17 protein-coding genes and 1 tRNA gene are annotated in these 23,863 nt (G+C 72.2%); 14 read left to right on the forward strand and 4 right to left on the reverse strand.

Annotated features, from left to right (window positions below):
• Positions 1-4 precede the first annotated feature (4 nt).
• Positions 5-2,392 (reverse strand): DEAD/DEAH box helicase, encoded by a 2,388-nt coding sequence (locus K4G22_RS16265; RefSeq protein ID WP_228080956.1) that lies wholly within the window; start codon positions 2,390-2,392, stop codon positions 5-7.
• 139 nt (positions 2,393-2,531) lie between these two features.
• Between K4G22_RS16265 and K4G22_RS16270 the strand changes: the two genes are divergently transcribed.
• On the forward strand, positions 2,532-2,873 hold the full coding sequence (locus K4G22_RS16270; RefSeq protein WP_052847650.1) for an STAS domain-containing protein: 342 nt from the start codon (positions 2,532-2,534) through the stop codon (positions 2,871-2,873).
• Positions 2,874-3,002: 129 nt separating this feature from the next.
• A complete protein-coding gene (locus K4G22_RS16275; RefSeq protein ID WP_228080957.1) occupies positions 3,003-3,422 on the forward strand; it encodes an ATP-binding protein in 420 nt (139 codons plus the stop codon).
• A 144-nt stretch (positions 3,423-3,566) separates the two neighbouring features.
• On the opposite strand, the gene K4G22_RS16280 is transcribed toward K4G22_RS16275, so the two are convergent.
• Entirely contained in the window at positions 3,567-4,040 is a 474-nt protein-coding gene (locus tag K4G22_RS16280; protein WP_228080958.1) for a nuclear transport factor 2 family protein, read from the reverse strand.
• Between the two features lie 87 nt (positions 4,041-4,127).
• Here K4G22_RS16280 and K4G22_RS16285 point away from each other — a divergent pair, with 87 nt between their 5' ends.
• The 3 genes from K4G22_RS16285 to K4G22_RS16295 all read left to right on the forward strand — a co-directional run bounded on the left by K4G22_RS16285 (position 4,128) and on the right by K4G22_RS16295 (position 8,585).
• Positions 4,128-4,952: a helix-turn-helix domain-containing protein gene (locus K4G22_RS16285; protein ID WP_228080959.1), complete on the forward strand. Its 825-nt coding sequence runs from the start codon at positions 4,128-4,130 to the stop codon at positions 4,950-4,952.
• A gap of 249 nt (positions 4,953-5,201) precedes the next feature.
• The gene (locus tag K4G22_RS16290; RefSeq protein WP_228080960.1) at positions 5,202-7,577 is read left to right on the forward strand and encodes a sodium-translocating pyrophosphatase; all 2,376 of its coding nucleotides are present in this window, start codon (positions 5,202-5,204) and stop codon (positions 7,575-7,577) included.
• A gap of 69 nt (positions 7,578-7,646) precedes the next feature.
• Entirely contained in the window at positions 7,647-8,585 is a 939-nt protein-coding gene (locus K4G22_RS16295; RefSeq protein ID WP_228080961.1) for a phosphorothioated DNA-binding restriction endonuclease, read from the forward strand.
• A gap of 22 nt (positions 8,586-8,607) precedes the next feature.
• Here K4G22_RS16295 and K4G22_RS16300 read toward each other — a convergent pair whose 3' ends face one another.
• Entirely contained in the window at positions 8,608-9,147 is a 540-nt protein-coding gene (locus tag K4G22_RS16300; RefSeq protein WP_228080962.1) for an NUDIX domain-containing protein, read from the reverse strand.
• A gap of 172 nt (positions 9,148-9,319) precedes the next feature.
• On the opposite strand from K4G22_RS16300, the gene K4G22_RS16305 reads away from it, so the two are divergent.
• From K4G22_RS16305 to K4G22_RS16345, 9 genes are all read left to right on the forward strand, one after another.
• A complete protein-coding gene (locus K4G22_RS16305; RefSeq protein WP_228080963.1) occupies positions 9,320-9,949 on the forward strand; it encodes an HAD-IA family hydrolase in 630 nt (209 codons plus the stop codon).
• Positions 9,950-10,136: 187 nt separating this feature from the next.
• Positions 10,137-10,862: a small secreted protein gene (locus tag K4G22_RS16310; RefSeq protein ID WP_228080964.1), complete on the forward strand. Its 726-nt coding sequence runs from the start codon at positions 10,137-10,139 to the stop codon at positions 10,860-10,862.
• A gap of 23 nt (positions 10,863-10,885) precedes the next feature.
• A complete protein-coding gene (locus K4G22_RS16315) occupies positions 10,886-12,412 on the forward strand; it encodes a DUF7059 domain-containing protein (RefSeq protein WP_228080965.1) in 1,527 nt (508 codons plus the stop codon).
• A 198-nt stretch (positions 12,413-12,610) separates the two neighbouring features.
• On the forward strand, positions 12,611-15,445 hold the full coding sequence (topA, locus tag K4G22_RS16320) for a type I DNA topoisomerase (RefSeq protein WP_228080966.1): 2,835 nt from the start codon (positions 12,611-12,613) through the stop codon (positions 15,443-15,445).
• A 250-nt stretch (positions 15,446-15,695) separates the two neighbouring features.
• The gene (tmk, locus tag K4G22_RS16325) at positions 15,696-18,704 is read left to right on the forward strand and encodes a dTMP kinase (RefSeq protein ID WP_228080967.1); all 3,009 of its coding nucleotides are present in this window, start codon (positions 15,696-15,698) and stop codon (positions 18,702-18,704) included.
• 107 nt (positions 18,705-18,811) lie between these two features.
• Complete coding sequence (locus tag K4G22_RS16330) at positions 18,812-20,014, forward strand: DNA polymerase III subunit delta' (protein ID WP_228080968.1); 1,203 nt, start codon at positions 18,812-18,814, stop codon at positions 20,012-20,014.
• A 46-nt stretch (positions 20,015-20,060) separates the two neighbouring features.
• Positions 20,061-21,653: an alpha/beta hydrolase gene (locus tag K4G22_RS16335; protein ID WP_228080969.1), complete on the forward strand. Its 1,593-nt coding sequence runs from the start codon at positions 20,061-20,063 to the stop codon at positions 21,651-21,653.
• Between the two features lie 21 nt (positions 21,654-21,674).
• The gene (locus K4G22_RS16340; protein WP_228080970.1) at positions 21,675-21,881 is read left to right on the forward strand and encodes a zf-HC2 domain-containing protein; all 207 of its coding nucleotides are present in this window, start codon (positions 21,675-21,677) and stop codon (positions 21,879-21,881) included.
• Positions 21,882-21,916: 35 nt separating this feature from the next.
• Positions 21,917-21,990, forward strand: a tRNA-Thr gene (locus K4G22_RS16345).
• Positions 21,991-22,086: 96 nt separating this feature from the next.
• Here K4G22_RS16345 and K4G22_RS16350 read toward each other — a convergent pair.
• Positions 22,087-23,841 (reverse strand): hypothetical protein, encoded by a 1,755-nt coding sequence (locus tag K4G22_RS16350; protein WP_228080971.1) that lies wholly within the window; start codon positions 23,839-23,841, stop codon positions 22,087-22,089.
• Between the last annotated feature and the right edge of the window lie 22 nt (positions 23,842-23,863).

A 23,863-nucleotide genomic window follows, 5' to 3' on the forward strand; every position in this document is an offset into this window, starting at 1 on the left:
GCGGTCAGGGGCCGTCCGGCTCTCCTCGCAGCAGCAGCGTCAACACCCGCAGGGCGCCGGCCTTGTGGAGCGGTTCGTTCCCGTTCCCGCACTTCGGCGACTGGATGCAGGAGGGGCACCCGGTCTCGCACTCGCAGGCGGCGATCGCGTCCCTGGTGGCGGCCAGCCACCGCCCCGCCGTGTGGAACGCCCGCTCGGCGAAGCCGGCGCCGCCCGGGTGCCCGTCGTGCACGAACACGGTGGGCAGCCCGGTGTCGGGGTGCGACGCCGTGGACACGCCGCCGATGTCCCACCGATCGCAGGTGGCGAAGAGCGGCAGCATGCCGATCGCCGCGTGCTCCGCCGCGTGCAGGGCGCCGGGCAGGATCTCCGGGGCGATCCCGGCATCCGTCAGCCGCTCCTCCGGCATCGTCCACCACACCGCGCGGGTGCGCAGCGTGCGGGGCGGCAGATCGAGCCGCGTCTCGCCGAGCACCTCGCCGGTGAGCAGCCGGCGCCGCAGAAAGGACACCACCTGGCTGGTCACCTCGACGGATCCGAAGCACAGCTGGGCCTCGCCCCAGGGGCGGGTGACGTCCGTCTCCAGCACGGTCAGCTCGGTGACCTCCCGCGCCGAGGTGGACCAGGGCGGGCTGGACTCCTCGACCAGGGCCACGGAGTCGGTCAGGTCCAGCTCCTGGACGACATAGCTGCGCCCCTGGTGCAGATGGACCGCGCCCTGGTGCACGGCCGTGTGCGCGGCGGCCGAGTCCACCGTCCCCAACAGCCGGCCGGTGCCGGACTCCACCACCCGCACGGGGTCGCCGCCCTGCCCCCTGATGTCCACCAGATCGGCCGGCCGCTCCCACCGCGTCCAGTACCAGGAGTCCCCCCGCCGGCGCAGCAGCGACCGCTCGGCGAGCTTGGGCAGCAGCTCGGCGGCCGTGGGGTCGAACATCGCCGCGTCGGGAGCGAAGTCCGCCTCGGTCAGGGGGGCCTCGGCGGCGGCGGCGCACAGGTGGGGAGCCAGCACATACGGGTTGCCCGGATCCAGCACGGTGCTCTCCACCGACTGGCGGAACAGCGCCTCCGGATGGTGCACCAGATAGGTGTCCAACGGGTCGTCGCGGGCGATCAGCACGGCCAACGCGCCCTGCCCCCGCCGGCCGGCGCGCCCGGCCTGCTGCCACAGCGAGGCCCTGGTGCCCGGATAGCCGGCCAGCAGCACGGCATCGAGCCCCGCGATGTCCACGCCCAGTTCCAGCGCGGTGGTCGCGGCCAGGCCGAGCAGCTCCCCCTGGTGCAGGGCGCGCTCCAGCTCCCGCCGCTCCTCCGGCAGATAGCCGCCCCGATAGGCCGCGACCCGCCCGGCCAGCGCACGGTCCCTGGCCGCCAGCCGCTCCTGCGCGATCAACGCGATCAGCTCGGCGCCACGGCGGGAGCGGACGAAGGCGACGGTCCGCACCGCGTCGCCGGCGAGGTCGGTCAGCAGCTCTGCGGCCTCGGCTGTCGCGGTGCGTCGCACGGGGGCGCCCCGCTCGCCGCGGCTCTCCGTCAGCGGCGGCTCCCACAGCGCGAACACCAACTCGCCGCGCGGGGAGGTGTCCTCGGTCACCTCGGCGACCGGCAGCCCGGTGAGCCTGGTGGCGGCCGTGCCCGGCTCCGCCGTGGTCGCCGAGGCCAGCAGGAAGACCGGTTCGGCGCCGTAGAGCGCGCAGACCCGGCGCAGCCGGCGCAGCACCTGCGCCACATGCGAGCCGAACACCCCGCGATAGACATGGCACTCGTCGATCACCACATAGCGCAGCGCGCGCACGAAGGAGGACCAGCGCCGGTGGGCCGGCAGCACCCCGCGATGCAGCATGTCCGGATTGGTCAGCAGCAGGTTCGCGTGTTCCCTGGCCCAGGCGCGGGCCTCGGGCGGCGTGTCGCCGTCGTACACGGCCGGCCGCACCGCCGCGCCGAGTGGGCGGGAAAGGGCGCGTATCGCGCGCCACTGGTCGGCGGCCAACGCCTTGGTCGGGGCCAGGTACAGCGCGGTCGCCCCCCTCCGGTTGGGCGCCCGCTGCCCGTCGAGCAGGGCGCTGAGCACCGGCACCTGGTAGGTCAGGGACTTGCCGGAGGCCGTTCCGGTGGAGACCACCACCGAATCGCCGCGCACCGCGTGCTCGATGGCCTCGGCCTGATGGGCCCACGGACGCTCGATGCCGATGGCGCCCAGGGCCGCCAACACCTCGTGGCGTACGTCATCCGGCCAGTTCGCATGGGACGCGACTCGGCCGGGCAGCTGCTCCGTATGAGTGATGCGGAGGGCCCGTTCCCCGGGCTCGCTCAGCCGTGCCAACACCGCGAGCGGCGACCGACCGCGGCCGTCCGCTTCGGCGGCGTTCGGGGGTGGCTGGTAGTGGGGCATGAGGAACGAGTCTGTCACTGGTCCGACGGACAATGGCTGTAAGACGTCGTGCTGGGCATGAGGTAAGTGGTTGAATGCCCTGGCGGCTGCCGATCCATGGGGGGCGACCGCTCGTTAGCAAGGTGCTGGAGGACGATCCGTGGACCTGTCCCTTTCGACCCGAACCGTTGGCGACCGTACGGTTGTCGAGGTCGGTGGCGAGATCGACGTATACACCGCGCCCAAACTGCGCGAACAGCTGGTGGAGCTGGTCAACGACGGCAACCACCACCTCGTGGTGGACATGGAGCGCGTTGACTTCTTGGACTCCACGGGGCTCGGCGTGCTGGTTGGTGGCCTGAAGCGAGTGCGAGCCCAGGAGGGCTCGTTGCGTCTGGTGTGCAACCAGGAACGCATTCTCAAGATCTTCCGGATCACGGGCCTCACCAAGGTCTTCCCGATCCATGAGTCCGTGGATGAGGCGATCGCCGCCACTGACTGAAACGTGTCGCGAGGTCACCGACCAGAAGTCCGAAAAAGATCTGCCAGCGAGCCGCCCCGGCCGCGACGGGCTGTTCAGCCGTCGTACGAAGGCCGGGGCGGTCTGTCCGCATCCACCAAGGGGGATGGCATGGCCACCGTGGAACTCCGCTTCAGCGCCTCCCCGGAGCATGTGCGCACCGCGCGGCTCGTCGCCGCCGCGGTCGCCAGGCGGGCCGGGGTCGACGAGTCCGTGCTGGACGAGTTGCGCCTCGCCGTGGGCGAGGCGTGCAGTCGCGCGGTGGGTCTGCACGCCATCCATGGCCTGACCAGCCCGGTGAGGGTGGTTCTCACCGAGGGGGAGAAGACGTTCTCCATCGAGGTGGGCGACGACGCGCCCAGCTCCATCCCGGCTCCCCGGGAGTCGTCGGCCGGCGAGGCCGCCGAGGACTCCGACGAGTTGGGCCTGGCCGTGATCAGCGGCCTGGTGGACGATGTCGAGGTTCTCGCCGCCGCCAACGGCGGTCTGATCAGGATGAGCTGGCCGACCGTCACGGCTTCGTTCCCGTGAGGTCCCCCGAGATTCTCTGAGGTCCCCCGAGGTCCCCCGAGGTCCCCTGAGGCTGTCCGGGACCTCCCGCAATGCCGCGAATCGCCGGCGATCCCCCGATACCGCCCGCCCCGGGCGTCCGTCGCCCGAGGCGACACGCCCGGGTCAGCGCTCGGTCGAACTCCACCAGCGCATGTTCTCGGCGGCCCGGTTCACCGGCTCGATGACCTCCCATCCCTCGACGATCAGCCCGTTGTCGAGACGCCAGATGTCGACGCCCGCGATGCCGGGGCCGGCATCGGGAAGTCGGCGGCGCGAGTGCGTCACCACATGGTCCCCTTCGGCCAGCAGATGGTGGATCTCGACCCGCAGATCGGTCATCGGCACGGCGCGCACGGCGGCGAGCCACTCCTCCTTGGTCGACGAGGTCAACCCGGGCCTGTGGTGGACGAAATCGTCGTGCAGCAGCGCTGCCAGCGCGTCCACATCGCCCGTCCTGACCAGCTCCGTCAGCGCCCGCTCCACGATGCTCCTGTTCGCCGGAGCCGCGCCCGCCGAACCGGCCCCCTCCCTCGTCAGGTTCCCGGTGTCCGGGTTCCCGGTGTCCGGATTCTCCGTGCTCAGGTTCTGTGTGCCCATGGACGGAGTGTTTCCGTCGGGGACGGGGGATGTCGATGAACTCCGATGTCATGGCCTTCGGCGCCACCGTGAGTAGCCTGGACGGTCGTGAACACCGTGGGGGAGCTGTTGCGGCAGTGGCGGCACAGCCGGCGCCTGAGTCAGCTCGATCTGGCGATCGCGGCCGATGTGTCGGCCCGTCATGTGAGCCTGGTCGAGACGGGCAAGTCCCATCCGAGCGCCGAGATGGTCCTCCGGCTCGCGGATCAGCTCGATGTGCCGTTGCGGGACCGCAACCGGCTGTTGCTCGCCGCCGGCTTCGCGCCCCGGTACGCCGAGCGGTCGCTCGACGGCGAGGCGCTGTCGGCGGCCAGGGAGGCGCTCGGCCGGGTGATCCGCGCGCACGAGCCGTATCCGGCGGTGGTCTTCGACCGCCGCTGGGACATCGTGATGACCAACCGCGCCGTGCGGCCGTTCTTCGCCCAGGTCGCTCCCGAACTGCTGCGACCGCCCGTCAACTTCGCACGTCTTGGGCTCGATCCGCGCGGGTTCGCCCCGTACATCGTCAATCTGGCCGAGGTGCGCGCGGTGTTCCGCGGCCGGATCGCCCATCAGCTCGCCGTCGCTCCCGACGCCCAGCTCACCGCACTGTACGAGGAGCTGCTGGGGCACGACGCTGGCGAGGCGCCCGACCGACGTGGCGCGTCCGACATCGTGATCCCGATGATCTTCCGCCTCGACGGGCGCGAGCTGCGCCTGTTCTCGACGATCACCACGTTCGGCACGCCGCTGGACATCACGTTGGACGAGGTCGCGGTCGAGTCGTACTACCCGGCGGACGCCGAGACCGCCGCCTACTTCACCCAGCCGGGGGGCGGCGCCCCGGCCGACGACGGTTCCCCGCGGTGCATCAGGTGTGGAAACGGCCGCTGATCAGGAGATTCGCCTTCTGATTCCGTTTGGTGATCTTCTCATCGGTCTCCTTATCGATCACCCTCTCGGTCTCCGTATCGATCTTCCTTTTTGATCTTTCCGCGCCGGCCGCAGTTCTCGCTCGTTTATCGATCTTCCTCGACCTGGCCATTCTTCTGTCCCGTCCCCTGTGCCGGTTCGGTTTCTCTCTCTACACTCCCGCCACGTCTGTCTGTTTTCCGGATCACGCAGGAGCGTCAAGGAGGACGAATGGCACATCCCCATGTCATGCAGGCAGCTGACGCCGTCGAACTCACCAGTGGAAACCGGTCCCTCGTCCTGCTGATCGCGGTGGTCGCCCTGGCGGCACTGGGGCTCGCGGTCGTGCTGGTGCGGCAGGTGCTGGCCGCGTCCGACGGCACCGACAACATGCGGCGGATCGCCGCGGCCATTCAGGAGGGTGCCAACGCCTATCTCGCCAGACAACTCCGCACACTCGCGGGGTTCGCGGTCGTCGTGGTGTTTCTGCTGTTGCTACTCCCGGCCGACGACTGGAACGAACGCATCGGCCGCTCGCTGTTCTTCGTGATCGGCGCCGTCTTTTCCGCCGGCACCGGGTATCTCGGAATGTGGTTGGCGGTGCGCAGCAATGTCCGTGTGGCGGCTGCTGCGCGTGAGGCCGGCGAAAAGGATCTCGTCTCGGTGCGGCACCAGGCGATGCGCATAGCCTTCCGCACCGGTGGCGTGGTCGGAATGTGCACCGTCGGCCTGGGGCTGCTGGGCGCCGCCTGCGTGGTGCTGGTCTACACGGCCGACGCGCCCAAGGTGTTGGAGGGATTCGGCCTGGGCGCCGCGCTGATCGCGATGTTCATGCGGGTCGGCGGTGGCATCTTCACCAAGGCCGCCGATGTGGGCGCCGACCTGGTCGGCAAGGTGGAGCAGGGCATCCCCGAGGACGATCCGCGCAACGCCGCCACCATCGCCGACAACGTCGGCGACAACGTGGGCGACTGCGCCGGCATGGCCGCCGACCTCTTCGAGTCCTACGCGGTCACCCTGGTCGCCGCGCTGATCCTGGGCACCGTGGCGTTCGGCGACGCCGGCCTGGCCTACCCGCTGCTCGTCCCGGCGATCGGCGTGCTCACCGCGATGGCCGGGATCTTCCTGGTCGCCCCGCGTCGCTCCGACCGCACCAGCATGACCGCCATCAACCGGGGCTTCTTCCTGTCGGCTGGCATCTCCCTGGTGCTGGTGGCCATCGCGACCTTCGTCTATCTCCCGTCCAGCTTCGCCGAGCTGGACGGGATCACCGACGCCGGGATCGCCACCCATGACGCCGATCCGAGGTTGTTCGCACTGGCCGCTGTCGCCATCGGCATCGTGCTGGCCGCGCTGATCCAGCAGCTCACCGGCTACTTCACCGAGCCCAGCCGGCGCCCTGTGCGGGATATCGGCAAGACGTCCCGGACCGGCCCGGCGACGGTGGTGTTGGCCGGGCTCTCGCTGGGCCTTGAGTCCGCCGTCTACACCGCGCTGCTGGTCGGCCTGAGCGTTTACGCCGCGTTCACGCTGGCGGGTGGCACCATCATGTTGGCGCTCTTCGCGGTGGCGCTCGCCGGCACCGGGCTGCTCACCACCGTGGGGGTGATCGTCGCGATGGACACCTTCGGGCCCGTCGCCGACAACGCCCAGGGCATCGCCGAGATGTCGGGCGATGTGGAGGGGGAGGGGGCCCAGGTGCTCACCGATCTGGACGCGGTGGGCAACACCACCAAGGCGGTCACCAAGGGCATCGCGATCGCCACCGCCGTGTTGGCGGCGGCGGCCCTCTTCGGTTCCTACCGGGACGCGGTCGCCGAGGCGATCGCGGACGCCGGGCTGACGGCGGAGCAGGTGCTCGCCGAGACCGCGCTCAGCCTGGACATCTCCCAGCCCAACAACCTGGTCGGGTTGATCATGGGGGCCGCCGTGGTCTTCCTCTTCTCCGGGTTGGCGATCAACGCGGTGTCCAGGTCCGCCGGTTCGGTGGTCTACGAGGTGCGACGGCAGTTCCGGGAGCGTCCCGGGATCATGAACTACACCGAGCAGCCCGAGTACGGAAAGGTCGTGGACATCTGCACCAGGGACTCGCTCCGCGAGTTGGCGACCCCGGGGCTGCTCGCCGTGATGGCCCCCATAGCCGTCGGTTTCAGCATGGGCGTCGGCCCGCTGGGCGCCTATCTGGCCGGCGCCATCGGCACGGGCATCCTGATGGCGGTCTTCCTGGCCAACTCGGGCGGGGCCTGGGACAACGCCAAGAAGCTGGTCGAGGACGGCCATCACGGCGGCAAGGGCAGCGAGGCGCACGAGGCGACGGTGATCGGCGACACCATCGGTGACCCGTTCAAGGACACCGCCGGGCCGGCGATCAATCCGTTGCTCAAGGTGATGAACCTGGTCGCGCTGCTGATCGCGCCCGCCGTGATCACGCTCAGCTATGGCGACGACGCGAGCGCCTGGGCCCGTGGGCTGATCGCGGGCGTGGCGGTGGCGGTGATCGTCGCCGCGGTCCATGTCTCACGGAGACGCGGCATCGCCGTTGAGGACGGCCCGGCTGACGGCGACGGCGTGGCAGGGAAGGTGGCGAACCGGCCGACCACGGGCTGATCAGGCCCCTCGGCGCCCGCCCCACCCGGTGCGGGCGCCGAGCCAGGCCGCTCTGGCAGGCTGGGACATGTGACCCGTGACCAACTCCTGGCCCAGCTCGCCGGATTGCGCCGGGCGCGCGTCGCCGGCCAACGCGCTCCGCACAAGCCGCTGCTGGTGCTCTGGCTGCTGGGCCGGTTCGCCACCGACGGCAGCACCGAGGTCAGCTATGCCGACGCCGAGGAGCCGGTGTCCGCTCTGATCAACGACTTCGGCCCGGCCGTGCGCTCCCCGAGCCAGGCCGGGCAGCGCGCCGCGTTGCCGTTCGTCCATCTGGAACGGTCCCTGTGGGAGCTGCGCGACGCCCAGGGCCGACCGCTCGACTCCCACACACCGGGACGCGGCACGGTGTTGCGGGCCCATGGCGCCAGGGGCCGGCTGCGCCCCGAGGTGGAGCGGGCGCTCGCCGAGCCGGGCACGCTGGCCGCCGCGGTGACGCTGCTGCTGGAGACGCACTTCACCCCGGCCCTGGAGGAACTGATCGTCGAGGCCGTGGGGTTGGACCTCACCGAGCTGGAGGTGGCGGCGGCCCGGCTGGTCACGGTGGGGGGCGTGCGGCGCGCCAGGAACGCCGGGTTCGCCGATGTGGTGTTGCGGGCCTACGGCTACGCCTGCGCGATGTGCGGGTTCGACGGGACGCTCGGCCGGCGTCCGGTCGGGATCGAGGCCGCCCATATCCGTTGGCACAGCCAGCGGGGGCCGGATCTGCTGACCAACGGACTGGCGCTGTGCGCCCTGCACCACACCCTGTTCGACCTCGGCGCGCTGGGGTTGACGGTCGAGGGGCGGGTCCGGGTGTCCGGGCTCTATGCCGCGCGCTCGGCCGCCGGGCGGGCCACCCGCCAGTTGGACGGGCGCCCGTTGGCCGAGCCGGCGCCCGGACAGCCCGGGCCCGGGCGGGCGTTCGTCGCCTGGCACAGCGCGGAGGTCTTCAAGAGCGCCGAACGGGACGGCGAACCCGTCGCCTGACCCCCGGGCGCGCGCCCGCTCGTCAACTCCCCGGTGCCGCCTGGTCGACGAGCAGGGCCAGCAGGCCGACCAGCGTGGCCCCGCTGACGATCTCGCGGCGCCTGATCATCTCGCGGACCTCGGAGAGCGGCACCCAGGCGAGGCGCTCCGCCTCGTTCACCTCGGTCGGCGGGCCTGTCCAGACGGACCGTTCGGCCAGGAAGACATGGTGCTCGGCGTCGGTGATGCCGTTGGCGGGCTCGGCGTAGACCAGCGGGCGCAGGCTCTTGGGCCGCCAGCCGGTCTCCTCCTCAGCCTCCCTCGCGGCGGCCTCCTCGGGCGTCTCGCCGTCCTCGATCAGGCCCATGGGCAGCTCCCAGGCCCAGGTGTCCGTGACGAAGCGGTGCCGCCACAGCATCAGCACCCGCCGCTCCTCGTCCAGCAGCGCGGTCACCGCGAGGTGCCGCAGCTTGATCACATGGTGCTCGTAGCGGTGACCGTCGGGCTGCTCCACATCCACCAGCCAGAGATCGAGCCATGGGTTGTCATAGATCTGCCGCTCGCCGTGAATCCGCCACCGCACTGTGCCGCCCCTCGCTGACGTCGTCGGATCGCCGTCGGAGCCCCCGACCGTCCCACGTGCCGACCGTCCCGTATCCCGATCTCCGTGCTTCCCGATCTTCTTGCACGACAGTCCCGTGTGGCTATAGGACTTACCTGCGTACGGTGAGGCTTAGGGGACGAGAGGAGCGACCGTGGCGCAGCGGCAGGAGATTTTCTTCGACGCCGTGCTCTGTGATCTGGACGGGGTGCTGCGGCACTGGGACCCCGGCCTGATGAGCGGGTTGGACGCTGAGTTCGGGCTGCCTGACGGGGCTCTCGCGGCAGCCGCCTTCCACGCGGACCGGCTGGTTCCCGCGGTGACAGGGGCCATCACGGACGAGGCGTGGCGGGAGGCGGTCGCCGTCCATCTCACGCCGGCGTGCGGGGCGCCCGAGCGGGCGCGGGCGCTGGTCGCGGCGTGGACCGATACCCCGGGATCGGTGGATGGCGAAGCGCTCGCCCTGTTGACGCGGGCCCGCCGGCAGGTGCCCGTGGTTCTTGTGACCAACGCCACCACGCGACTTGACGCCGACCTGGCGGCCCTCGGTCTCACCGGCGCGGTGGACGCGGTCGTCAACTCGGCGCGCGAGGGCGTGGCCAAGCCGGATCCCGGGATCTTCCTGGTGGCCGCCGCACGGGCGGGCGTCGCCGTGGACCGTTGCCTCTTCGTCGACGACACGCTCGGCCATGTGACGGCCGCTCAGCGGCTGGGGATGACCGCCGTGCACCACCGGGGCATCGCGGATCTGCGCGCCGCGCTGGGCCCGGTCGTCCAGGGGTGAGCGGCGTCGATCCCCTTGCCCACGGCCGGAGTTCCGGTGCCGCCAGGCGTCGTGGAGGCCGCTGTTCCACTCCGCCGGGTGACTGATGCAAATGGCTGCACATCAGGACATGGCTGCCGGCCGTCACTCGGAAGAGGGATGTTCGACGTGTAAGTTCCCGCCCGAGCGGCACGAAGGGACGAGAAACGTGAAGAAGAAGCTCCCGGTGGCACTGTCGGGTTGTGCGGCGTTGGTGTTCACGCTGGCCGCGTGTGGCGGCGACGACGACAGCAAGGTCGACGAGTGGGCGCAGAACGTCTGTGATCAGGTGCAGCCCCAGGTGGAGAAGATCCAGCAGGCGAATGTGGCGATCGCTGAGGCCAGCGACGGCAGCCGGTCCCCCGAGGAGGTTCAGGAGGCCGATTCCGAGGCGTTCCGGAACATCTCCGACGCCTATGGCTCCCTCGCCGACGCCGTGGACGGCGCCGGCGACCCGCCGGTCGACGACGGCGAGCGGCTGCGCGAGGAGGCCGTGTCCGAGCTGCGCGGCATCTCGGACGCCTATGGCGGCCTTCAGGAGACGATGGCCGGTCTGGACACCTCCGACCAGGGGCAGTTCGCCGAGGGCCTCCAGGACATCGCCGGCCAGCTGGAGGAGTTGGGGCAGAGCGGCGACGAGGCCCTCAACGAGTTGCAGTCCGGTGAACTGGGCGAGGCGATGGCCCGTCAGGACGGCTGCCAGAGCCCCTCGTCGCCAGGGGAGGGCGACGACGACGGCGCGCCGACCGACGACGCCGACGAGACCGACGAGAGCGCTGAGACCGACGAGACCGACGAGAACGCCGACGACGCCGGGAGCGCCGACGAGGACGGCGCGGCGGACGAGGAGGGCACCGAGGAGGCCGTGGGGGCGGAGCCCGAGTCGGACCGTTGACGGCTGGTGACCACAATGGGCGGGTGAGCATCCATGGTCTTCCCGTCCCCGGCCCCGGCACCGCTCGGCTGCGCGAGGCGCTGCTGAAGGCGTCCTTCACCCCCGACGGCGTACTCGACCTGCTGGGCGCCCCCGCGTACGCGGCGCTCGCGCGGGGCGAATCCGTCCCCGCGCTCCGCGCCACCCACGGGGAGGCCGGCCCGTTGGCCACGTTGGTCCAGCTGTTCCTGCTGGGGCGGTCGGTCCCGGTGGACCGGGTGCGCGCCGCGCTGCCCATGGCGCCCGCGGTGGACGAGGGCTGGCTGGTGCCCGGCGACGACGCGGTGGCCGAGACCTTTCGGGCGAGCGTGGATATCCGGCCATACGCGGGCGACGCCGGCGAGGACTGGTGGATCGTCTCCGACCCGGGCCGCGCGGTCGGCGGCGGTGCCGGCGCCCATGGCCAGTCCCGGGACGTGGTGCTCGGCGCCGGCGGCGCTTCCACCACGTTGGCGCAGCTCACGGTGCGGGAGCCGGTCGGGCGCGCGCTCGATCTCGGCACCGGGTCCGGCGTCCAGGCCCTGCATCTGGGCCGACACGCGGAGCATGTCACCGCGACCGATGTGAACCCGCGCGCGCTCCGGATCGCGGCGCTCACCCTGGCGCTCTCCGACGCGCCGGCGGTCGATGCCCGGCTCGGTTCGCTCTTCGAGCCGGTGGCGACTGACGAACCCTACGATCTGATTGTTTCCAACCCGCCCTTTGTGATCTCCCCCTCCACCCCGGGTGCCGGCCTGACGTATCGGGACGGCGGCCTGCCGGGGGACGCGCTCTGCCGCACCCTGGTGCACGAGGCGGCCGACCGGCTGGCTCCCGGAGGGTACCTCCAACTGCTCGCCAACTGGGAGCAGTCGGCCGACGAGGACTGGCGCGAGCGGCTGGCCTCATGGGTGCCGCCCGGGTGCGACGCCTGGATCGTGCGCCGGGAGGAACAGGACGTCAACGAGTACGCCGAGCTGTGGCTGAGGGACGCCGGCGCACACCGCGGCGATCCGGCCGAGTACCAGCTCGCCTACGATGCCTGGCTCGACGAGTTCGCCGAACGGTCCGTCCGGTCGGTCGGCCTCGGCTGGATCGCGCTGCGCAGATCGGGTGCCGAGCGGCCTTCCGTGCTGGTGGAGGAGTGGACCCACCCGGTGGAGCAGCCGCTGGGGCCGACCGTACGGGCGCACTTCGAGCGGCTCGACTTCCTGCGCGACCACGACGACGAGGCGCTGCTGGCCGCCCGTTACGTCCTCGCGGACGGGGTGGTCCAGGAGCAACTCGGCCAGCCGGGCGCCGAGCACCCCGAGCATGTGGTGCTGCGCCAGCGGCACGGCATGCTGCGGGCGACCGCGATGGACACCGTCAGCGCCGGTTTCGCCGGCAGTTGTGACGGAAGCCTCGCCGCCGGTTCGCTGTTGGACGCGATCGCCCAGCTGATCGAAGAGGATCCAGCCGGCCTGCGCGCGACCGCTCCCCAGTGGCTGCGCCCCCTCGTTGAGCAGGGGTTTCTCCTTCCGGCGAGCTGATCGTCCGGGGGTGGGAGAGCGGCTCCATGGCGGTGTACGGACAACACCCCCGGTGTCACCGGGCGGCGGGAGGGGCCGCTCTCGGGTTACCGTTCGAGATGCGTTGCGGGGTTTTCCCATTTGACACGCAGCAGGGATGTACCGTCACACTCCGCACCGACGACACGTTCCCCCCGGGCTGGAGAGAAGAGCGAGAAGTTGTCCCCGAGCAGCGACACCGCCGACAGCGGACGGCGACTCGTCATTGTCGAGTCGCCCGCCAAGGCCAAGACGATCAAGGGCTACCTCGGCCCCGGATATGTGGTCGAGGCCAGCGTGGGGCACATCCGTGACCTCCCCAGCGGCGCCGCCGAGGTGCCGGCCGAGTACAAGGGCCAGCCCTGGGCGCGGCTCGGGGTCAATGTGGAGGAGAACTTCCAGCCGCTCTATGTGGTCAACAGCGACAAACGCGACCAGGTGCGCAAGCTGAAGCAGTTGCTCGCCGAGGCCGACGAGCTGTACCTGGCCACGGACGAGGACCGGGAGGGCGAGGCGATCGCCTGGCACCTCCGCGAGGTGCTCAAGCCCAAGGTCCCGGTGCGGCGGATGGTCTTTCACGAGATCACCAAGGACGCCATCCGAGCCGCCGTCAACAACCCGCGCGAGCTGAACCAACTGCTCGTCGACGCCCAGGAGACGCGGCGCATCCTCGACCGGCTCTACGGCTACGAGGTCTCGCCGGTCCTGTGGAAGAAGGTCATGCCCCGGCTGTCGGCCGGCCGGGTGCAGTCCGTCGCCACTCGGCTGGTGGTCGAGCGGGAACGCGAGCGGATCGCGTTCAGGTCCGCCGAGTACTGGGACCTCACCGGCACCTTCGCCCCCAGCGGCGACGCCGGCACCTTCGACGCCAGGCTCACCTCCGTCGACGGCCGGCGCATCGCCCAGGGGCGGGACTTCGGCGCCGACGGCGAGCTGCGCAACCCGGGGCAGGTGCGGCAGCTCAGCGAGGAGAACGCGCGGGCGCTCGCCGCCGCGTTGGCCGACACGTCGTTCGCGGTGCGCTCCGTCGAGTCCAAGCCGTACCGCCGCTCGCCCTACGCCCCGTTCCGCACCACGACGCTCCAGCAGGAGGCGTCGCGCAAGCTGGGGATGGGCGCCAAGGCGGCGATGCAGGTCGCGCAGCGCCTGTACGAGAACGGCTTCATCACCTATATGCGGACCGACTCGACCACGCTGTCGGACACGGCGGTGGCGGCGGCCCGATCGCAGGTCACCCAGCTGTACGGCGCCGACTACCTGCCGGACCGGCCGCGCGTCTACGCCAGCAAGGTCAAGAACGCCCAGGAGGCGCACGAGGCGATCCGCCCCTCGGGCGACCGCTTCCGCACCCCGGCCGAGACGCGCCTGACGGGCGATCAGTACCGGCTCTACGAGCTGATCTGGAAGCGCACCGTCGCCTCCCAGATGAAGGACGCCGTCGGCCAGTCGGTGGCCGTCCGGGTCGCGGGGACGAGCGCCGACGGGCAGGACTGCGAGTTCAGCGCGACCGGCAAGGTGATCACCTTCCACGGCTTCCTCAAGGCCTATGTGGAGGGCGCCGACGACCCCAACGCCGAGCTCGACGACCGGGAGCGCAGGCTGCCCGCCGTCGCCGAGGGCGACGCGCTGGCCGCCCGCGCCATCGCCCCCGACGGGCACGCGACCAAGCCGCCCGCCCGCTACACCGAGGCCACGCTGGTCAAGGAGCTGGAGGAACGGGAGATCGGCCGCCCGTCCACCTACGCCAGCATCATCGGCACCATCCTGGACCGGCGCTACGTCTTCAAGAAGGGCACCGCCCTGGTGCCGTCCTTCCTCTCGTTCGCGGTGGTCAACCTGCTGGAACAGCACTTCGGCCGGCTGGTGGACTACGACTTCACCGCGAAGATGGAGGACGACCTCGACCGGATCGCCACCGGCGACGCCGAGGCGGTGCCGTGGCTGCGCCGCTTCTACTTCGGCGTCGGCGAGGGCCAGGGCACGGCGGCCGAGGCGGGCAACGGCGACGGGGACCACCTGGGCGGGCTGAAGGAGCTGGTCACCGACCTGGGCGCGATCGACGCCAGGGAGATCTCCTCCTTCCCGGTGGGCGACGGCATCGTGCTGCGGGTCGGCCGCTATGGGCCGTACGTGGAGGCGCCGCCCGAGCCCGGGCAGGAGGGCGAGCCAGGCAAGCGCGCCGACGTCCCCGACGACCTGCCGCCCGACGAGCTGTCCGTCGATCTGGCCAAGGAGCTGCTGGCCAAGCCCAGCGGGGACTTCGAGCTGGGCGCCGACCCTTCGAGCGGCCGGCAGATCGTGGCGCGGGACGGGCGTTACGGCCCCTATGTCACGGAGGTGCTGCCCGAGGGCACGCCCAAGACGGGGAAGAACGCCGTCAAGCCGCGCACCGCCTCGCTGCTCAAGTCGATGTCCCTGGACAGCGTCACCCTTGACGACGCCCTGCGGCTGCTCTCCCTGCCGCGTGTGGTGGGCGTCGATCCCGAGTCGGAGCAGGAGATCACCGCCCAGAACGGACGCTACGGCCCGTATCTGAAGAAGGGCACCGACTCGCGTTCGCTGGAGACCGAGGAACAGATGTTCACGGTCACGCTGGAGCAGGCGCTGGCCATCTACGCCCAGCCCAAGCAGCGCGGGCGGGCCGCGGCCAAGCCGCCGCTGAAGGAGCTGGGCGAGGACCCGACGAACGGGCGCCCCGTGGTGGTCAAGGACGGGCGCTTCGGCCCGTATGTCACGGACGGCGAGACCAACGCGACGCTGCGCCGGGACGACGATCCGGAGACCATCACGCCGGAGCGCGGCTTCGAGCTGCTGGCGGAGCGGCGGGCCAAGGGGCCGGCGAAGAAGGTCGCGAAGAAGGCGCCGGCCAAGACCGCCGCCAGGAAGACGGCGAAGAAGTCCACGGCGAAGGCCACCGCGACCAAGAGCACGGCGAAGAAGACCACGGCCAAGAAGTCCACCGCGAAGAAGGCACCGGCGAAGAAGGCGACGGCCAGGAAGAGCGCCGGGGACTGAGGCCCCGTCGGCTTGCGGCGCCGGACGGGCGCCGCCGGCCGACCGGGGCGAAGCGGCTGGTCAACGGGCGTGGGGGCGGGGGAACGAACGGCCCCCGCGCCGGGCGTGCACCGCTCGGCGCGGGGAAAGTCCCCGGCCGGCCGGGCGGCTGTCAGTGGGGCGGAGTAATCTCGGTGCTCCCCACGACCGTTACCCGGGCAGGTGTTCGGGCGGACGGTTCCCCTCAGATCCCGAAGGTTACGCTGGCCGAATGACGCGAGCAGAGCAACCCCAGGTTGTTGACCCCACCCCGGGCGCCACCGACGAGGCGCTCGCCGCGGACTCCCGTGACCGCGCCCGTGCCGCCCTGTTGCGGGTGCCGTCCCTGCGACGCCTGTGGGAGGCGCAGTTCACCAGCGGCATAGGCGATGCCCTCGCCCTGCTGGTGCTGGTCCTTCTCACCGCCCAGGCCGCCCTCCATGTGTCGGCCACCGGAGAGTCGCTCTTCGGCGGCGAGTACCGAGGGCTCGCGCTGGCCGTCACCGCCGCCTTCGCCGTGCGCCTGCTGGGCACCGGCCTCGCCGGCGTGCTGCTGCTCGGCCCGATCGCCGGGCTGCTGGGCCCCACCGGCGCCCTGGATCGCCGCTGGACCATGATCGGCGCCGACGCGCTGCGGGCCGCGCTGCTGATCGTCGCCCCGCTGTGGATCGACTGGGTGCCCGACGACGCCTATATCTACGTCCTGTTGACGATCCTGGTCACCAGCGTCGCCGAGCGCGTCTGGACCACCTGCCGGGACAGCGTCGCGCCCGCGCTGCTGCCCCCGCCGCCGCCCGAGGGCGCGGCCATCCGCCCGCTGCCCGACCACCACGACGCGCTGCGTCGGCTGTGGCTGCGCGGCGGCTATCTGGCGATCCCGGTCGCCGCCGTCACGCTGGTCGCCGCCGGTCTGGTGAGCAACCTGCTGGCCACCGGGCTCGACTGGTTCGACACCCACCAGTCGGCGCTCGCCTCCTACGTCGCGGCCGGCTACTTCGCCGCCTCGATCTCCGTCCTGTACTTCCTGCGGCTGCCGGCCACCGAGTCCAGGCGCCCCGTCTCCCCGCTGGAGGGCCTGCGGCGCCCGGCCGCCGGCACCACGCCGGACAAGGGCCGCACGGGCGCCATCCCGGTGCTCGTCCTCGGCTGCGCCACGGTCGCCGCGGCCATCGCCGCCGCCGGCGCGCTCGGCGTGCTGCGGATCATCGAGATGGGCGGCGGCCCGGTCTCCTTCGGGCTGTTCACGTTGGGCCTCACCGGCGGCGTGGTGGCCGGCGTGCGGGTGGCGCCGCACACGCTGCCCGCGCTCTCCAGGCGGCGGCTGTTCGCGCTGGCGATCGCGCTGACCGGTCTTGGCCTCTTCGCCGTCGGCCTGATCTCCGACCCGGCCACCGTGCTGTTCACCACCGCGTTCACCGGCGCGCTCGGCGGCATCGCCGCCAGCACCGGGCACACCCTGCTCGACCAGGAGACCGAGGAGTTCCGGCGCGCCCGGCTCACCCAACACCTGCACGCGGTGGTCCGCGTCGCCATCGCCCTGGCGCTGGTCGTCGCCCCGCTGGTCGCCGGGCTGATCGGCCCGCACCGCGTGGAGCGCGGGGACTTCGTCCTCGACCACGGCGGCGCCGCCTACACCCTGGTCATCGTCGGCGTGCTGCTGCTGCCGGTGGCCGCGATCGTGCTCGGCCGCACGGACGACCGCAGGGGCGTCCCGCTCCGCCGGGACCTCACCGAGGCCGTCCGCACCGTCGAGCCGACCACGGCGCTCGCCGAGAACGGCTTCTTCATCGCCGTCGAGGGCGGTGACGGCGCGGGCAAGTCCACCCAGGTCGAGGCGCTGGCCGAGTGGATAAGGGGCAAGGGCCACGAGGTCGTCGTCACCCGGGAGCCCGGGGCCACACCGATCGGCCAGCGGCTCCGCGGCATCCTGCTCGACGTCGCCTCCGGCGGCCTCTCGCACCAGGCCGAGGCCCTGCTCTACGCCGCCGACCGCGCCGAGCACGTGGCCACCGTGGTCACGCCGGCGCTGGAGCGCGGCGCCGTCGTCATCACCGACCGCTATGTCGACTCCTCCGTCGCCTACCAGGGCGCGGGCCGCGATCTGTCGGCCGTCGAGATCTCCCGCATCTCCCGCTGGGCCACCGGCGGTCTCGTCCCGCATCTGACGGTGCTGCTCGACGTCTCCCCCGAGACCGCGCGCGAGCGGTTCACCGAGGCCCCCGACCGCCTGGAGTCCGAGCCGAGCGAGTTCCACCAGCGGGTGCGCGCCGGCTTCCTGGCCCTGGCCGCCAGCGACTCCGGCCGCTATCTGGTGATCGACGCCGGCCAGGACCCGGAGTCCGTCACCACGGCGGCCAGGCACCGGCTCGACCAGATGCTGCCGCTCTCCGAGGCCGAGCTGCGGGCCCAGGAGGAGGCCAGGCGCAAGGCCGAGGAGGAGGCGCGCCGGCTCGCCGAGGAGGAGCGCAAGCGCAAGGAGGAAGAGGAGCGCCTGGAGCGCGAGCGCCTTGAGGAGGAGGCCCGCCTGGAGCGCGAGCGCCAGGAGGAGCTGGCCCGGCTCCGCGCCGAGGAGGAGGAGCGCAAGCGCCGCGAGGAGGAGGAGCGCCGCCGCATCGAGGAAGCCCGCAAGGCCGAGGAGGCGCGGTTGCGCGCCGAGGAGGCGCGCCGGATCGCGGAGGAGGAGCGCCGTCGCCGGGAGGCGGAGGAGCAGCTGCGCCGCGAGGAGCAGGAGCGGCTGCGCGCCCGGGCCGAGGAGGAGGCCAGGCTGCGCGCCCAGGCCGAGGAGCGGCGCCGCGAGAAGCAGCGCAAGGCCGAGGAGGCGCTGCTGCGCGCGGAGGAGGCCAGGCTCGCCGCGGCCGACAACGCCACCACGGTGCAGATCCCGCACGCGTACCCGGGCCCCGACAAGGGCGAAGGCAAGACCGCGGGCACGACCACGGGCACGACCGACGGCAAGAACGACGGCAAGGACGACGGCAAGGGGGGCCGTCCGGCGGACAGCGAGGAGACGGCCGTTCTCCCGCGCCCCGAGGACGCGGCGGACTCCGACCGGACGCGCCAGCTGCCGAGGATCGACGAGGAGCCCCCGGCCGCCCCGCGGCGGGCCAGGCCGGAGTGGGCCGAGGAGACCCCGCTCGACGATGTGCCCACGCTCGCCGATGAGTTGCTCGGCCCGCGCCCCGTCGTCGACGAAGCGGACGAGCCCGAGGGCGACGGCGGCTCCAGGGGCCGCGACCGCTGACCGCGCCCCCCGCCGCCGCTTCGGCGCCGGCGGGGGATGTCAGTGGTCTGCCGCACAATGGTCCCCGTGCCCGTGGAAGGCCCCGTGGGCGGTGCGGAGGGAGCGCGATGACGGTCTGGGACGACCTGGTCGGTCAGGACCAGGCGGCGGAGCGGTTGGCCGCCGCCGCCCGGGACGCGGACGCCTATGTCACGGCGGTCGCGCGGGGCGAGGAGCCCGAGCTGTCCGGCTCGTCGATGACCCACGCCTGGCTGTTCACCGGGCCGCCCGGCTCCGGGCGGCCCACGGCGGCCCGCGCCTTCTCCGCCGCCCTCCAGTGCGTCAGCCCGGACCGCGCGCTGGGCGGTCAGCCCGGCTGCGGATTCTGCGACGGCTGCCACACCTCCCTCGTCGGCACGCACGCCGATGTCGAGATCGTGCGCACCGACCTGCTGAGCATCGGCGTCAAGGAGACCAGGGAGCTGGTGCGCCGGGCCCAGCTCTCGCCCGCCGGCGGACGCTGGCAGGTGATCGTCCTTGAGGACGCAGACCGGCTGACGGAGGGCGCGGGCAACGTGCTGCTCAAGGCCGTCGAGGAGCCGGCCCCTCGCACCGTCTGGCTGCTCTGCGCGCCGTCCACGGAGGATGTGCTGCCCACCATCCGCTCCCGCTGCCGTCAACTGCCGCTGCGCACCCCGCCGGTGGCCGCCGTCGCGGACACGCTGATCCGGCGCGACGGCATCGAGCCCGAGGTGGCCCACGCAGCCGCGCGGGCCACCCAGGGGCATATCGACCGGGCCCGCAGGCTGGCCACCGACGAGCGGGCCAGGGCGCGCCGGCGCTCCGTGCTGCGCCTGCCCGAGCGGGTCGCGGATATCGGCGGCGCGCTGCGGGCCGCCCAGGAGCTGGTGGACGCGGCGGCCGAGGACGCCAAGCAGGTCGCCGAGGAGCTGGACGGCAAGGAGACGGAGGAGCTGCGGGCCGCCCTGGGGGCGGTCGAGGGCAAGCGCCTGCCGCGCGGCACGGCCGGGGTGATGAAGGATCTGGAGGACCGCCAGAAACGCCGGGCCACCCGCACCCAACGCGACGCGCTCGATCTCGCGTTGACGGATCTGACCGCTTTCTACCGCGATGTGCTGGCGCACCAGCTCAGCTTCTCCGGGGGCTTGGCCGGAGGCGAGAGCGAGGAGTCGGTGCGCCGGGTCGCCGGCGCCACCCGTCCGGAGCAGACGCTCCGCCGGATGGAGGCCGTCCTCGACTGCCGGCGGGCCCTTGATCGCAATGTCGCCCCCCTGCTGGCCGTGGAGGCGATGACGATGGCCCTGCGCTGACGGGTACGCTCCACCGAGTACCGCGCACATCCATCACGGGGGCCCCATGCGTACCACAGGCCGTGTCGTCTTCGCCCTGGTCGCCGCGGGCGCGCTGCTCGTCTCCGGCTGCTCGTCCGACGGCGAGCGCCCCGAGGAACGCGCCCCCGACGTCGACGCCTCCGACGGCTCGACGACCACGGAACCACCCGACGCCCCACCCCTCGAACCGCTGTCCGAGGACATCCCCGAGGCCCTTCTCCCCTACTACGAGCAGGACTTGAACTGGGGAGCCTGCGGCCACTCCGAGTTCCAGTGCGCCGTGCTGCAGGTCCCGCTGGACTACGAGAACCCCGACGCCGCCGACGATATCCAGCTGGCGGTCACCCGTTCCCGCGCGACGGACTCGGGGGAGCGCATCGGCGCCCTCCTGATGAACCCGGGCGGCCCCGGCGTCTCGGCCGTCGACTTCGCGCAGGGCTCAGCGGCATACCTCTTCCCCAGCGAGGTGCGCGCCCGCTACGACATGGTGGGCCTCGACCCCCGGGGCACCGGCGGCAGCGAGCCCGTCGACTGCCTCGACGGACCCGCCATGGACCAGCACAGCCTCACCGACCGCACCCCGGACGACGACGCCGAGGTGGCGGAGCTGATCGCCAGCAACGAGACGTTCACCCAGGGCTGCCAGGAGAACGCCGGCCGGCTGCTCGAACACGTCTCGACCATCGAGTCCGCCCGCGACATGGATGTGCTGCGCCAGGTGCTCGGCGACGACAGGCTGCACTACGTCGGCTTCTCCTACGGCACCAAGCTCGGCGCCGTCTACGCCGGCCTCTTCCCCAGCAGGGTGGGGCGCCTGGTGCTGGACGCCGCGATGGACCCCCGCCTCGACACCCTCAGCACGGACCGCCAGCAGGCCGGCGGTTTTGAGACGGCCTTCCGCTCCTTCGCCGAGGACTGCACCGCCCGCGACGACTGCCCGTTGGGCCAGGACGGGGCCGACGGCGCGTCCGAGCGGCTGCTCGACTTCTACGCCCAGGTCGACGCCGAGCCGCTGCCCACCGGCGAGGACCGCCCGCTCACCGAATCGCTGGCCAACACCGGCGTGGCCTACGCGCTCTACGCCGAACACCTCTGGCCCACGCTGCGGGAGGCCCTCACCGCCGCCGTCGAGGACGGCGACGGGGCCCAACTGCTGCGCCTCGCCGACGAGTACAACGGGCGTGGGCCCGGCGGCGAGTACGCCACCGACATGTTCGCCTTCCGGGCCATCAGCTGCCTGGACAGCCCGGCGGGCAACGCCGACGCGGACGCCGTGCGGGAGCAACTCGCCTCCTACCAGGAGGCCTCGCCCACCTTCGGCGCGGACTTCGCCTGGGACACCCTGCTCTGTGCCGCGTGGCCGGTCGAGCCGTCAGGCGGCCCGGTCTCCATCGAGGCCGCCGGCGCCGACGACATCCTGGTCGTCGGCACCACGCGGGACCCGGCCACCCCGTACGCCTGGGCCGAGGGGCTGGCGGACCAGCTCTCCTCCGGCGTCCTCCTCACCTACGACGGCGACGGCCACACCGCCTACGGCGGCACCAGCGCCTGCGTGGACGCCGCGGTGAACGACTATCTGTTGGCGCATACCACTCCCGAGGAGGGTACGACCTGCTGATCGGCTGGGATGATCATGGGCATGCCCTGTAACCGCTACCGCTCGGCCATATCGGCAAGAACCGCGGGGACCGCGCTGCCCCCGGAGATCACCGAGCAGCTGCTCGACCACCATCTGACCAGCTGCCTCGACTGCCGCCGCTGGTCCAAACACCTCAGCACCCTCCGCGCCACCACCGACGACCTCCTCCGCCGCCGCCCCACGGGGGCACCCCCCAAACCCGTGTAGACTAACCCCCGCCAAGCGCCCTCCACGGGCGCCCCGCCGCCTTAGCTCAGTCGGCCAGAGCGACGCACTCGTAATGCGTAGGTCAAGGGTTCGATTCCCTTAGGCGGCTCCGCGAAACCCCAGGTCACATGCCCCGTGACCTGGGGTTTTCTGTGTTGTGTGACGGCTTGCTTCGTCATCCGGATCGTGTGTGGGGGCAGGGGGGTCAGCGGGTCAGGAGGAGGGTGAAGAGGAGTATGAACAGGAAGACCACGCCGCTTCCGATGGCCACCATCACCTTCTCCGGTGATTCCAACTTCGAGGCGCCCCAGCGGCGGTTGGTCTGGGTGACCCGAGCGTGGGGGTGGGGCCTGGGGTTGGGGGGTGGGGGTTCCGGGGTTGGGGGGATGGGGCGGTCGTCCCAGCCGGTCATGGGTGGGGGGGAGGAGGTTCGGGGGGGCTCCTCGGACCAGATGTGGGCGAGGAGTTCTGACAGGTGCTCGCTCGGCAGGCCGGTTCCGTCGTGGACGATGTGGGTCAGGGCCGCTCGGGCCGCCGGGTGTTCTCGGGAGAGCCGTCGCTCCTCAAGGAGGACCTCCGTCAGCTTGTCGGAGACGTCCGGCTCCTCGGCGAACGGGCGCACGGCCTGTTGGTACAGCTTCGCCACCGCGGTGGCGCGTTCGGAGTCCGTGTCGCCGAGCCACGCGTGCAGCAGGAGACGGCGGTTGAGCAGCGTCCAGCAGTAGTGGAGCCGCAGGCTCTGCGGCCAGCGCGGTTGGCGGTCCTGGATTCTGGCGAGGAGGGCCGGCAGCCCCGGGTCGCTGCCGTCCATGACGCGGACCGCTTCGAGCAGTTCCTCCGCCTCGTGGTCGTCGGGGGGCGTGCCGGCGACGGCGCGTTGTGCTCCCTCGAAGCCGAGCCAGGTCCCGGCCGGCGGGCTTGCCGGGGGCCTGGTCGGGGTCGGGGCCGGGGCGGGGTTCGGAGCCGGGGGCGGGGTGTAGGTCGGTGGCCGGGCTTCGGTACGGGGCGAGGGCGATGGCGGGGGGCTGGGGCCGCGCCGTGGGGTGGGGGAGTCGCGTCTCAGGGCCCGCTCGGCCGCCTCCAGCAGCCATGTCCGTTTGCCTCGCCCTGGGTGCTCCCGGGGCACGTGCCTGGCCAGGGTTCTGTTGACCGTCCCTGGTACGGCCTCCAGGATCCATGCGACCAGCTCCGTGGCGACCGCGTCCGCCCGGTCGGTCCGGCCCGCGCGTGGCTTCCAGGGGTCGAGGCGGAGATGCTGATCGTTCGACGGGGGGTGGGCCGGCCAGGTGGTGAGGAAGACGAAGCGGAGCGGCTTGGCGTCGTCCGTGTCGTGGGTGGCGAACGACCAGCCCAGCGGGTGGTTCTCCAGCAGCGAGCCGAACACCCGCCACAGCCCCAGCAGGAGGGCGTGGGGTTCCCTGCCGGCGGACGGGTCCAGCACGGAGAAGCGGCGGTCCGGGTCCCGCAGGACCTCGGCCGTGAGGGCGACCAGCGCCCGGACGGTCGCCGGTTCCCGCAGCTCGTCCGCCAGCCGGTCCAACTCCTCGTCCCGGCCCAGGGTCAGCAGGTCGAGGGGGACGGCGGGGAGGCTTCCGCGCACGATCTCGACCGGGACGTCGGCCCGCTGCCAGCGCCAGGCGTGCAGCGCGAGGCAACGGACGGTCGAGAGACCGTCCTTCCGGCCGACCAGCGCGTGGCAGATCGTGCCGGCCCTGCCGCCCGGGTCCCTGCCGAGGGTCCGGCGGCCGAGCAGCACCCTGTCGTTCCGCTCGACCCGTACCAGCCCGGGGACCGCGTTCTCCCCGGCCACCTCAAGGGTGGAGCCGAGGGAACGCTGGATCCCCCGCGCCGTGTGGTGGTCGCCCGACCAGGCGACGGCTCCGAAGCCCGTCCCGCCGGACGGATTCGCCGCGTCCCAGCGAAAGACGTACTGGTCCACCGTTTCCATCGCGTCGTCCATGCGCCCCGCGCCTCTCCCGCCG

This window comes from Streptomyces profundus (assembly GCF_020740535.1).
GTDB classification, from domain to species: Bacteria; Actinomycetota; Actinomycetes; order Streptomycetales; family Streptomycetaceae; genus Streptomyces; species Streptomyces profundus.